Raw genomic sequence first — 12,117 nt, 5'->3', positions numbered from 1 at the left:
GGCGCCGCCGGGTCCGGCCGGTCTCCCGGCCGGCCCCGAGGTCACACGGTCACGCCGTCAGCGCGCGGTCGGTGGGACGCACCGGGTAGGGCAGCTCGCTGCCGCCGGTGAGGAACCGGTCCACGCCGCGTGCCGCGGCGCGGCCCTCGGCGATGGCCCACACGATGAGCGACTGGCCGCGACCGGCGTCCCCCGCGGCGTAGACCCCGCGCGCGGAGGTGGCGTAGTCGGCGTCGCGGGCGATGTTGCCCCGCTCGTCGAGGTCGAGACCGAGCTGCGAGACCAGCCCGTTCTCGGTGTCGGTGCCCGTGAAGCCCATGGCGAGGGTGACGAGCTGCGCGGGGATGCGCCGCTCGGTGCCGGCCTTCTGGTTCAGCTTGCCGTCGACGAACTCGACCTCGACGAGGTGCAGCCACTGGACGTTGCCGTCCTCGTCGCCCTCGAAGCGGGTGGTGGAGACGGCGTAGACCCGCTCCCCGCCCTCCTCGTGGGCGCTGGTCACCTTGTAGAGCATCGGGAAGGTCGGCCACGGCTGGTGCGGGGCGCGCTCCTCCCCCGGCCGCGGCATGATCTCCAGCTGGGTCACCGAGGCGGCGCCCTGCCGGTGGGCGGTGCCGACGCAGTCGGCACCGGTGTCGCCGCCGCCGATGACCACGACGTGCTTGCCCTCGGCGGTGATGGGCGGCGCGATGTAGTCGCCCTCCTGCACCTTGTTGGCCAGCGGCAGGTACTCCATCGCCTGGTGGATGCCGTTCAGCTCCCGGCCGGGGGCGGGCAGGTCGCGGGCGATGGTGGCGCCGGCGGCGATGACCACCGCGTCGTAGCGGCGGCGCAGGTCGGTGGCGGTGATGTCGCGGCCGATCTCGACACCGGTGCGGAACTTGGTGCCCTCCGCGCGCATCTGCTCGATGCGGCGGTTGATGTGCCGCTTCTCCATCTTGAACTCGGGGATGCCGTAGCGGAGCAGCCCGCCGAGCCGGTCGGACCGCTCGAACACGGCGACGGTGTGGCCGGCGCGCGTGAGCTGCTGGGCGGCGGCAAGTCCGGCCGGACCGGAGCCGATCACCGCGACCGTCTTCCCCGACAGGCGGCCGGGCGGCTGCGCGGTGACCGCGCCGGCCTCCCACGCCTTGTCGATGATGGTGACCTCGACGTTCTTGATGGTCACCGCGGGCTGGTTGATGCCCAGCACGCACGCCGACTCGCACGGCGCGGGGCACAGCCGGCCCGTGAACTCCGGAAAGTTGTTGGTCGCGTGGAGCCGCTCGCTGGCCGCGCTCCAGTCACCGCGGTACGCGTAGTCGTTCCACTCGGGGATGAGGTTCCCCAGCGGACACCCGTTGTGGCAGAACGGGATGCCGCAGTCCATGCAGCGGCCGGCCTGCTTGGTGATGATCGGCAGCAGCGCGCCGGGAACGTAGACCTCGTTCCAGTCCCGGACCCGCTCGGGGACCGGGCGGGTCTCCGCGACCTCGCGGCCGGTGGTGAGGAAGCCCTTCGGGTCAGCCATGGGTCGCCGCCTCCATCATCTTCTCGTGGGTCGCGGACTCGGAGAGCCCGGCCTGCTCGGCGGCGTCCTTGGCGGCGAGCACTGCCTTGTAGGTGAGCGGGACGATCTTGGAGAAACGCGCGACCGTGGTCTCCCAGTCGGCCAGCAGCTTCTCCGCGACGGTGGAACCGGTCTCCTGCTGGTGGCGGCGCACGACCTCGTGCAGCCACCCGGCGTCGGAGTCGTCCAGTTCCACGACGGCGTCCCGGTTGCCCACGTTGACGCGGGCTCGGTCGAGGTCGATCAGGAAGGCGGTGCCGCCGGACATGCCGGCGCCGAAGTTGCGGCCGGTGGTGCCGAGCACCACGGCGGTGCCGCCGGTCATGTACTCGCAGCCATGGTCGCCCACGCCCTCGGCGACCACCAGGGCGCCGGAGTTGCGGACGCAGAACCGCTCGCCGACCTGGCCTCGCAGGAACAGCTCGCCCCCGGTCGCGCCGTAGGCGAGGGTGTTGCCCGCGATGGTCGAGTACTCGGCGAGGTGGTCCGCGCCGCGGTCGGGTCGGACCACGACACGCCCGCCGGAGAGGCCCTTGCCGACGTAGTCGTTGGCGTCGCCCTCCAGCCGCATCGTGACGCCGCGCGGCAGGAACGCGCCGAACGACTGCCCGGCGGAACCGGTGAAGGTGAGGTCGATGGTGTCGTCGGGGAGCCCGGCACCACCGAACCTCTTGGTGACCTCGTGGCCCAGCATGGTGCCGGCCGTCCGGTTGATGTTGCGGATCGCCAGCTGCGCGCGGACCGGCTGCGCGTCCTCGGCGCGTTCGGCCTCCAGCGCGTCGGCGGAGAGCCGGATCAGCTCGTTGTCGAGCGCCTTGGCCAGGCCGTGGTCCTGCTCGATCACCTGGTGGCGCACGGCGCCCTCGGGCAGTTCGGGCACGTGCAGCAGCGGGGCGAGGTCCAGCCCGCGTGCCTTCCAGTGGTCCACCGCGCGTCCGGTGTCCAGCAGCTCGGCGTGGCCGATCGCCTCGTTCAGCGTGCGGAAGCCCAGCTCCGCCAGCAGCTCCCGGACCTCCTCGGCAATGAACTCGAAGAAGTTGACGACGTGCTCGGCCTTGCCTGCGTACCGGTCGCGAAGGACCGGGTTCTGGGTGGCGATGCCGACCGGACAGGTGTCGAGGTGGCAGACCCGCATCATGACGCAGCCGGAGACGACCAGCGGCGCGGTGGCGAAGCAGTACTCCTCGGCGCCGAGGAGCGCCGCGACGAGCACGTCGCGGCCGGTCTTCAGCTGGCCGTCGGTCTGGACCACGATCCGGTCACGCAGCCCGTTGAGGAGCAGCGTCTGCTGCGTCTCGGCCAGGCCGAGCTCCCAGGGCCCGCCCGCGTGCTTGAGGGAGGTCAGCGGCGAGGCGCCGGTGCCCCCGTCGTGGCCCGAGATGAGCACCACGTCCGCGTGCGCCTTGGAGACGCCCGCCGCGACGGTGCCGACACCGACCTCGGAGACCAGCTTCACGTGGATGCGGGCGACCGGGTTGGCGTTCTTCAGGTCGTGGATCAGCTGCGCCAGATCCTCGATCGAGTAGATATCGTGGTGCGGCGGCGGGGAGATCAGTCCCACGCCCGGAGTGGAGTGCCGGGTCTTGGCGACCCAGGGGTAGACCTTGTGTCCGGGCAGCTGACCGCCCTCGCCGGGCTTGGCACCCTGCGCCATCTTGATCTGGATGTCGTCGGCGTTGACCAGGTACTCGGAGGTCACCCCGAAGCGGCCGGAGGCGACCTGCTTGATCGCCGAGCGACGCTCGGGGTCGTACAGCCGCTCCGGGTCCTCGCCGCCCTCACCGGTGTTGGACTTGCCGCCCAGCCGGTTCATGGCGATGGCCAGCGTCTCGTGCGCCTCCTGCGAGATGGAGCCGTAGGACATCGCACCGGTGGAGAAGCGGCGGACGATCTCCGAGACGGGCTCGACCTCCGCCAGCGGCACCGACGGGCGGTCGTGCTTGAGCCCGAACAGGCCGCGCAGCGTCATCAGCCGCTCGGACTGCTCGTTCACGCGGTCCGTGTACTGCTTGAAGACGTCGTAGCGGCGCTCACGGGTGGAGTGCTGCAACCGGAAGACGGTGTCCGGGTCGAAGAGGTGGGGCTCGCCCTCGCGGCGCCACTGGTACTCGCCGCCGATGTCCAGCCGCCGGTGGGCCGAGGTGACGCCGGAGCGGGGGTACGCCTTGCTGTGGCGCTCGGCGACCTCGCGGGCGACCACGTCCAGTCCGATGCCGCCGATCTTGGTGGCGGTGCCGTGGAAGTAGGTGGCGACGAACTCCTCGTCGAGGCCGATGGCCTCGAAGACCTGGGCGCCGCGGTAGGAGGCGACGGTGGAGATGCCCATCTTGGACATCACCTTCAGGACACCCTTGCCCAGCGCCTTGATGAGGTTGCCGATGGCCTGCTCGGTGGTGAGGTCGGGGGTGTTCTTGAAGAACGTGCCCCGGCGGGCGAGGTCCTCGACCGACTCCATCGCCAGGTACGGGTTGACCGCCGCCGCGCCGTAGCCGATGAGCAGCGCGACGTGGTGCACCTCGCGGACGTCACCGGCCTCCACCAGCAGCCCCATCTGGGTGCGCTGCTTGGTGCGGATGAGGTGGTGGTGGACCGCGGAGGTCAGCAGCAGCGACGGGATCGGCGCGTGCTCGGCGTCCGAGTGCCGGTCCGAGAGGACCACGATGCGGGCGCCGTCGGCGATGGCCGCGTCCACCTCGGAGCAGATCTCCGCGATGCGGTCGGCCAGCGACTCGCCCCCACCGCTCACCCGGTACAGGCCGGAGAGGATCGCCGAGGAGAACTCCGGCATGTTGCCGTCGGCGTTGGCGTGGATCAGGTTGGCCAGTTCGTCGTTGTCGATCACCGGGAACGGCAGGGTGACCGAGCGGCAGGAGGCGGGCGTCGGCTCCAGCAGGTTGCCCTGGGGACCGAGCGAGGACCGCAGGGAGGTGACCAGCTCCTCCCGGATGGCGTCCAACGGCGGGTTGGTGACCTGCGCGAACAGCTGGGTGAAGTAGTCGAAGATCAGCCGCGGCCGGTCGGAGAGGGCGGCGATCGGCGTGTCGGTCCCCATGGAGCCGATCGGCTCGGCCGCGCTGCGCGCCATCGGCGCGAGCAGCACCCGCAGCTCCTCCTCGGTGTACCCGAAGGTCTGCTGCCTACGGGTGACGGAGGCGTGGGTGTGCACGATGTGCTCGCGCTGCGGCAGGTCCGCCAGCTCGATGAGCCCGGCGTCCAGCCACTCCTGGTAGGGCTGCTCGGCGGCGAGCCCGGCCTTGATCTCGTCGTCCTCGATGATCCGGCCGGCGGCGGTGTCCACCAGGAACATCCGGCCCGGCTGGAGGCGGCCCTTGCGGACGACCCGCGCGGGGTCGATGTCCAGGACGCCGACCTCGGAGGAGAGCACAACGAACCCGTCGTCGGTGACCCAGTACCGGCCGGGGCGCAGACCGTTGCGGTCCAGCACGGCGCCGACCTGGACGCCGTCGGTGAAGGTCACGCAGGCCGGTCCGTCCCAGGGCTCCATCAGGGTGGAGTGGTACTGGTAGAACGCGCGGCGTGCGGGGTCCATGGTGTCGCTGTTCTCCCACGCCTCCGGCACCATCATCAGCACGGAGTGCGGCAGCGAGCGGCCACCGAGGTGCAGCAGCTCCAGGACCTCGTCGAAGGTCGCGGAGTCGCTGGCGTCGGGGGTGCAGATCGGGAAGACCCGCTCCAGCGCCGCCTGCGGGTCGGTGGCGTCGGAGCCGTCACTGCCGGCGGCGGCGAAGAGGTCGCTGTACAGCTGCGACTCGCGGGCGCGCATCCAGTTGCGGTTGCCCTTGACGGTGTTGATCTCACCGTTGTGGGCGATGAACCGGTAGGGGTGCGCCAGCGGCCAGCTGGGGAACGTGTTGGTGGAGAAGCGGGAGTGCACCAGCGCCACGGCGGAGCCGAGACGGCGGTCGGAGAGGTCCGGGAAGAACGGCTCCAGCTGCCCGGTGGTGAGCATGCCCTTGTAGACCAGCGTCCGGGAGGACAGCGACGGGAAGTACACGTCGGCCTCGCGCTCGGCGCGCTTGCGCAGCACGAACGCCGGGCCGTCGAGCTGGAGGCCGCTCTGGCGGCCGTCCGCGACGAACAGCTGGCGGAACACGGGCATGGTGTTGCGCGCGGCGGCGCCCAGCAGCCCCGGGGTGACCGGGACGTCGCGCCAGCCGAGGACGGTGAGGCCCTCCTCGGCGGCGATGGCCTCGATGCGGGCGGCGGCCTCGTCGGCCGCGGCGCCCTCCGTCCCGGCGCCGGTCGGCAGGAACGCGGTACCGACCGCGTAGTGGCCCGCCTCCGGCAGGTCGAAGTCGACGTTCTCGCGAAGGAAGGCGTCCGGCACCTGGATGAGGATGCCCGCGCCGTCACCGGTGTCGGGGTCGCTGCCGGTGGCGCCCCGGTGCTCCAGGTTGCGCAGCACGGTCAGGGCCCGGTCCACCAGGTCGTGGCTGGCCTCACCGGTGAGAGTGGCGACGAAGCCGACGCCGCACGCGTCGTGCTCCTCCGCCGGGTCGTACATCCCCTGCTTGGCCGGATAGGCAGCCGTGGGCCCAGAACGCATCGGCTCTCCCGTCGTCATCAGTGGCAGCTGTGATACCGAGGGACGACGTTGGCCCTGGCGAAATTTCGTGAAGGTTACATGATGGCGGCGTTGCCGGTTCGTGGACACCTGTATCCATCATGCGGACTGTATGCGCATGGGCGCGGCCCGGAAGGGGCCGGAGCCGGGCGGGCCACGGTGCCCGGGCCCGCTCAGTGGGGGCTCGGAGCATATGCCCGTCGGTGACATCGGTGAAACCGCCGGGAAACACGGTTCACCGGGAGTGACGACCGCGAGGTGACGCGCCGGGCACTCTCTCACCCCTGCGCGGTTCCCAGCAAGACCCCCGATCCCGATGTGATTCCTGCCGCAGCCGCGCCGACCGGCGGAAACCGGAACGCCGACCGTGGTGCGGCACCGGGGGCGCGAGGCGGACCAGTCGGCCGCGGGCGGTGTCCGGGCGGGCGCCGGGCACGGACGGGGAGGCGACCGACCGTTCCCGGGGTGGCGCGACGACGCCGCCCGGACGCGATGACGCGGTCCGGGCGGCGCTGCGGTGAGGGACGGGGCGGGTGGGGGTCAGCGGAGCTGGTCGCCGCCCTTCCCGGTGCCGGTCGGCTTCTCGCCGCCGGTTCGCTCCGCCGTCCGGGTCAGGCCGTCGTCCCCGCTGCCCGCCTCGGGGCCGTGGGCCGCCTCGTCGCCGGGCCGGTCGGCGGACGACAGGTCGGCGTCGCCCGCGGCGTCGGTGCCGGTGTCGGTGTCGGGCGCGTCGGGCCCGACACCGGGCTCGACCACGGTCTCCCGGCCGGGGTGCCGCCGTGCCGAGACCACCAGGAAGGTGACCGCGGCCAGGAAGACCAGCAGCGCCGTCCAGTTGTTCAGCCGCAGGCCGAGGACGGTGTTGACCTCGTCGATGCGCAGGTACTCGATCCAGAACCGGCCCGCGGTGTAGCCGGCGACGTACAGCGCGAACGCCCGGCCGTGGCCCAGGCGGAACCGCCGGTCCGCCCAGATGACCAGGACCGCGACCCCCACGCACCACAGCGACTCGTAGAGGAAGGTGGGGTGGAAGGTCCCCAGGTCACGGCCGTTGTCGATCTCCAGCGCCCACGGGAGGTCGGTGGACCGGCCGTACAGCTCCTGGTTGAACCAGTTGCCCCAGCGGCCCACAGCCTGCGCCAGCACGATGCCGGGCGCGGCGGCGTCGGCGAACGCCGGGAAGGAGATCCCGCGGCGGCGGCAGGCGATCCAGGCCCCGAGCGCGCCACCGGCGATCGCCCCCCAGATGCCGATGCCGCCGTCCTGGATCCAGAGCGCGTCGACGGGGTTGCGGCCCTCCCCGAAGTACAGCTGGTAGTCGGTGACCACGTGGTAGATGCGGGCACCGACCAGTCCGAAGGGCACCGCCCAGATGGCGATGTCACCGACCGTCTGGGCGACGCCGCCGCGCGCGGCCCAGCGTTTCCCGGTCAGCCAGATGGCGAGGAACAGGCCGATGATGATGCACACGGCGTACCCGCGTAGCGCGAAGCCCCCGAAGATCGGGACCTCGCTGATACCGGGGCTGGGGATGGCGGCAAGGATCTCCATGGTGCACCCGAGGCTACCCCTTCACCCGGCCCTCGCGGCAGCGGCCCGGCGCTTCCCCTCCCGGACCGGGACGGCACTCCCCGGCGGACGCACGGCCGCGGGCCGGGCGCTCAGGTCAGGTCGCGACCGGCCGTCACCTCGTACTCGGCGACGCTCGCCGACAGCATCGCCTCGGTCTGCGACGGGCTCGGGCCACCGGCCCGGAACGACTCCACCGCGTCGCGCGAGGTCCACCGCTCGTGGACGTTGATCCGGCCCGAGTCGGCGATGTCGGGGGAGAGCGCGAAGTCCAGACACCCCGGGGAGCGGCGGGCCTCGGTCACCAGCGGGACGCACTCAGCCAGGTACGCGTCCCGCCGTCCCGGGTCCACGACGATATGACCGGCGACGATGACCATCGGGGCCTCCACGGTAGGTACCGGGGCGAGCCGCGCGGCGCGGACCCGGCGGGACAGGGCGCTGCCACCCTGCCACGGCGACCGCCGGTGCGGGCCGGGACCCGCCGACCGGCAGCCGGGGCGTCCCGCGCCCGGCGGCCCCGTGCGGCCGTCTCCGCGCGGCGGTCTGCGCGGCCGTCTCCGCGCGGGGCGCGTGGGGCGCGTGGCGGCGGGAGCGGAGAGGTCAGCCGTTCCGACCGCCGTCCGAGCCCTCCGGGCCGTCCGCCGGATGGTGCCACGGCACGCTCAGCCAGGGACTCTCCATGTCACCGGTCAGGATGCGGTGCACCGCCACCATGTCGGTGTACCAGCTGCCGAACGTCTCGTCGTCGAAGTGGAGGCAGCGGCCGAGGATGTACCCGGCGGCGTAGTCGCCCCACCCCCGGTAGATCCGCCGGGCGTTGGCCCCGGTGGTCAGCAGCGCCTCCCGGGCCTCGTCCGGCTCGCAGTACCGCGCGCCCAACCCCCAGCGGGCCATCGCGGAGGCCCGGCCGAAGTCCCAGGCCAGGACGGAGCGGACCACGTCCTCACCGATGAGGATGCCGTCGGCCCGGAACCGTGCCTCGTAGCGGAGGATCCGGCCGATCAGCTCGCGGGTGGACTCGATGTCGGCGTGCAGGTCGAAGCCGGGCGGACGGCCGGTGCTCTCCACCAGCTCCGCGGTACGGGCGATCAGGACCCGCTCGGCGGCGTCCCGCCAGGTGTCGCCGTCCGGGAGGGTGCCGTACTCCTCCGCCAGCGCCTCGCGCACCCGGAGGGCGAACTCCCAGTCCGAGGGCGAGTAGTCACCGGCCATCAGCCCCTGCATGGCGTAGAGCAGCTGGTCGCGGGAGGTGATGTCCCACCAGCGGCGCAGCGACTCCTGCTCCTCGGAGTAGCCCTGGCCCTGCCAGCCGAGGTGGTTCCAGGGGTGCCCGTTGTTGACCAGCAGCAGCGCTCCGCAGGCCATGCCGTGCGCCAGCGCGTCGTGGAGGGGGCCGGTCCACACCGTCTTCATCCGGGGCTCCTGCCCCGCCTTGCGCGCGTACTTGCGCCACGCCCTGGGGTCGGCGGGGACGAAGGTCTCCACGGGGGTTCCGGGGTTGACGGCGAGCCAGCGCAACGACGAGGGCCAGATCCGCGCCAGCCAGGCCAGTTCGGTGCGCTCGTGGACCTGGCCCGGCACCGGCTCGGGCAGCAGCCCCCGGGTGTACACCGCCTGGCACAGCCCCTCCATGTCGGGGTCGCGGAACGGCGAGAGGCTGACTCTCCCGGGGTCGGCGTCGACCGCGTCGCGGCGGGCCGGCACGAACAGGTCGGTGGCGGCGAGCGTTGCGAAGAACGCGGTCCAGTCGCCGGTCTCCCCCGCCTCGTACAGCTGGTGTTCCACCTCGGTCGGCGGACGGAAGGGGCCCTGGGGCTGCTCGGCGCCTGGACCCCCCGCCGACCCCTCGGATATCCCGTTGTCCATGCCGCGCGACTCTACCGGCCGGGGCACGGCCGCCCCGGCCGGGGTCGGCACGCCCCGTACCGGGTCGGGTACGGGGCGTGCCGGGGGAACGCGGAGGCGGGGCTCAGCCCTCTCGGCGCGTTGCCGCCGCGAGCTCGGTGGCGAGTCCGCGCACCGCCGCGACCGCGGCAGGGGTGTCGTCCGCGTGGTCGAGGACCCGCTGCACGAAGGCGCTGCCCACGATCACGCCGTCCGCGAAGGACGCCACCTCGGCGGCCTGCGCGCCCGTGGAGACGCCGAGCCCGACGCAGACCGGGAGGTCGCCGACGGCACGCGTCCGCCGGACCAGCTCCCCCGCCTGCCGACCGACCGACTCCCGTGTGCCGGTGACACCCATGAGTGAGGCGGCGTACACGAACCCGCTGCCCGCCGCCGTGATCTCGGCGAGCCGCTTGTCGCGGCTGCTGGGCGCCACGACGAACACCGTCGCCAGCCCGTGCTCGGCGGCGGCCTTCCGCCAGGCGCCCGCCTCCTCCACCGGCAGGTCCGGCAGGATGCACCCCGCGCCGCCGGCGGCGGCCAGCTCGGCGGCGAACCGCGCCACCCCGTAGCGGTCGACCGGGTTCCAGTACGTCATGCAGAGCACCGGGACACCGGTGGCGGCGTGCACCTCCCCGACGGTGGCGATGACGTCGGCGATGCGGACCCCGCCGCGCAGCGCGATGTCGTCGGCGGTCTGGATGACCGGACCGTCGAGCACCGGGTCGCTGTGCGGCAGCCCGATCTCGATGACGTCGCAGCCGCCCTCCGCCATGGCGACGGCGCAGTCGATGCCGCCCCGGACGGTCGGGAAGCCCGCCGGGAAGTAGCCGATGAGGGCGGCGCGGTCCTGCGCGCGGGTGTCGGCGAGCACCGACTCCAGCAGGGAGAGCCGACCGCCCGTCGTGGCTGCCGCCGCGCCGTCGGTGGTGGTGGTGCCGCCGGCGGCACCGTCCGCCGGGTGGTCCGTCTCGATCACTTGTCGGCTCCCTCGTCGTACAGCCCGAAGTAGCGGGCGGCGGTGTCCATGTCTTTGTCGCCACGGCCGGAGAGGTTGACCAGCACGGTCGCCTCCGGACCCAGCTCCCTGCCGAGGTCGAGCGCCCCGGCGAGGGCGTGGGCGCTCTCGATGGCGGCGATGATGCCCTCGGTGCGGGCCAGCATGCGCAGCGCCCGCATCGCCTCGTCGTCGGTGACCGGTCGGTACTCGGCGCGGCCGGAGTCCTTGAGGTAGGCGTGCTCGGGACCGATACCGGGGTAGTCCAGCCCGGCGGAGATCGAGTAGGGCTCGGTGATCTGGCCCTCGTCGTCCTGGAGGACGTAGGAGCGGGAGCCGTGCAGGATGCCGGGCCCACCGGCGGTGAGCGTCGCCGCGTGCTTGCCGGAGGCGACGCCGTGGCCGGCGGCCTCCAGTCCGACGAGACGGACGCCCTCGTCGGGGAGGAACGCGTGGAAGAGTCCGATCGCGTTGGAGCCGCCGCCGACGCAGGCGGCGACCGCGTCGGGCAGCCGACCGGTGCGCTCCAGGATCTGGCGGCGCGCCTCGACCCCGATGACGCGGTGGAAGTCGCGCACCAGGGCCGGGAAGGGATGCGGGCCCGCCACCGTGCCGAAGAGGTAGTGGGTGCGGTCCACGTTGGCGACCCAGTCGCGGAACGCCTCGTTGATGGCGTCCTTGAGGGTGCGGCTACCGGAGGTCACGGGGACGACCTCGGCGCCGAGCATCCGCATGCGCGCGACGTTGAGCGCCTGGCGCTCGGTGTCGATCTCACCCATGTAGATGACGCACTCCAGGCCGAAGAGGGCGCAGGCGGTGGCGGTGGCGACACCGTGCTGACCGGCGCCGGTCTCGGCGATGACGCGGGTCTTGCCCATGCGCCGGGTCAGCAGCGCCTGGCCCAGCACGTTGTTGATCTTGTGCGAACCGGTGTGGTTGAGGTCCTCGCGCTTGAGGAAGACCCGGGCGCCGCCGGCGTGCTCCGCGAAGCGGGGGACCTCGGTGAGGGCGCTGGGGCGGCCGGTGTAGTTCACCAGCAGGTCCTCCAGCTCGGCGGCGAAGGCCGGGTCGCCCTTCGCCTTCTCGTACTCGGCCGCCACCTCCTCCACGGCGGCGCGCAGCGCCTCCGGGACGAAGATGCCGCCGAACTCGCCGAAGTAGCCACCGGCGCTGGGCACGCGGCCTTCGGGGTCGGGCAGGAAGTAGCCGTCGGACATGGCTGTGCCTCCGAGGGGGCGTCGACTCTCGTCGTGACGGTCGGCGCCGGGCGACCGGCTGCCGTCACGGGGACTGTGGTGCCGCTCCCCCGCCGCGCGTCGTCGACGCACTGCGGGAAGCGGAAGGGGCCGGTGGTCGCCCGGGGAGGCGACCACCTGGCGGTGCGGGCGCGGGGATGCGGCCACGACACGCCGCGGCGGGCGTCGACGACGCCGCCCGGCAGGGTTCACACCCGCTCGCCACCGGTCTGGCCTTCCTCCTCCCCGCGCTGGTCACGGCCACCGCGACCCAGGCCACCGCCCGCCTCTCGGG

General features: G+C 72.8%; 7 protein-coding genes. All 7 read right to left on the bottom strand.

Annotated elements, in window-relative coordinates:
- Positions 1-49 precede the first annotated feature (49 nt).
- The 7 genes from HCJ92_RS17470 to trpB all read right to left on the bottom strand — a co-directional run bounded on the left by HCJ92_RS17470 (position 50) and on the right by trpB (position 11,804).
- A complete protein-coding gene (locus HCJ92_RS17470) occupies positions 50-1,510 on the bottom strand; it encodes a glutamate synthase subunit beta (protein ID WP_167934548.1) in 1,461 nt (486 codons plus the stop codon).
- Positions 1,503-6,116 (bottom strand): glutamate synthase large subunit, encoded by a 4,614-nt coding sequence (gene gltB, locus HCJ92_RS17465; RefSeq protein ID WP_167934547.1) that lies wholly within the window; start codon positions 6,114-6,116, stop codon positions 1,503-1,505. The genes HCJ92_RS17470 and gltB overlap by 8 nt, the downstream gene beginning before the upstream one ends.
- A gap of 558 nt (positions 6,117-6,674) precedes the next feature.
- Entirely contained in the window at positions 6,675-7,685 is a 1,011-nt protein-coding gene (gene lgt, locus HCJ92_RS17460) for a prolipoprotein diacylglyceryl transferase (RefSeq protein ID WP_167934546.1), read from the bottom strand.
- A gap of 110 nt (positions 7,686-7,795) precedes the next feature.
- On the bottom strand, positions 7,796-8,083 hold the full coding sequence (locus HCJ92_RS17455) for a putative quinol monooxygenase (RefSeq protein WP_167934545.1): 288 nt from the start codon (positions 8,081-8,083) through the stop codon (positions 7,796-7,798).
- Between the two features lie 223 nt (positions 8,084-8,306).
- Positions 8,307-9,572 (bottom strand): DUF1266 domain-containing protein, encoded by a 1,266-nt coding sequence (locus HCJ92_RS17450; protein WP_167934544.1) that lies wholly within the window; start codon positions 9,570-9,572, stop codon positions 8,307-8,309.
- Between the two features lie 103 nt (positions 9,573-9,675).
- The gene (trpA, locus tag HCJ92_RS17445; RefSeq protein ID WP_209311257.1) at positions 9,676-10,476 is read right to left on the bottom strand and encodes a tryptophan synthase subunit alpha; all 801 of its coding nucleotides are present in this window, start codon (positions 10,474-10,476) and stop codon (positions 9,676-9,678) included.
- Positions 10,477-10,565: 89 nt separating this feature from the next.
- Positions 10,566-11,804 carry a tryptophan synthase subunit beta gene (trpB, locus tag HCJ92_RS17440; protein WP_167934543.1) on the bottom strand — a complete coding sequence of 413 codons (1,239 nt, stop codon included), beginning with the start codon at positions 11,802-11,804 and terminating at the stop codon, positions 10,566-10,568.
- Positions 11,805-12,117 lie beyond the last annotated feature (313 nt).

Source organism: Streptomyces spiramenti, assembly GCF_012034385.1.
In the GTDB taxonomy this organism is placed as follows: domain Bacteria; phylum Actinomycetota; class Actinomycetes; order Streptomycetales; family Streptomycetaceae; genus Streptomyces; species Streptomyces spiramenti.
This window is presented reverse-complemented; position numbering and strand designations above follow the sequence as displayed.

Excerpts from the sequence above, each read along its gene's own strand:
- HCJ92_RS17470 (WP_167934548.1), bottom strand. The coding sequence starts at position 1,510 with ATGGCTGACCCGAAGGGCTTCCTCACCACCGGCCGCGAGGTCGCGGAG.
- gltB (WP_167934547.1), bottom strand. The coding sequence starts at position 6,116 with ATGCGTTCTGGGCCCACGGCTGCCTATCCGGCCAAGCAGGGGATGTAC.
- lgt (WP_167934546.1), bottom strand. The coding sequence starts at position 7,685 with ATGGAGATCCTTGCCGCCATCCCCAGCCCCGGTATCAGCGAGGTCCCG.
- HCJ92_RS17455 (WP_167934545.1), bottom strand. The coding sequence starts at position 8,083 with ATGGTCATCGTCGCCGGTCATATCGTCGTGGACCCGGGACGGCGGGAC.
- HCJ92_RS17450 (WP_167934544.1), bottom strand. The coding sequence starts at position 9,572 with ATGGACAACGGGATATCCGAGGGGTCGGCGGGGGGTCCAGGCGCCGAG.
- trpB (WP_167934543.1), bottom strand. The coding sequence starts at position 11,804 with ATGTCCGACGGCTACTTCCTGCCCGACCCCGAAGGCCGCGTGCCCAGC.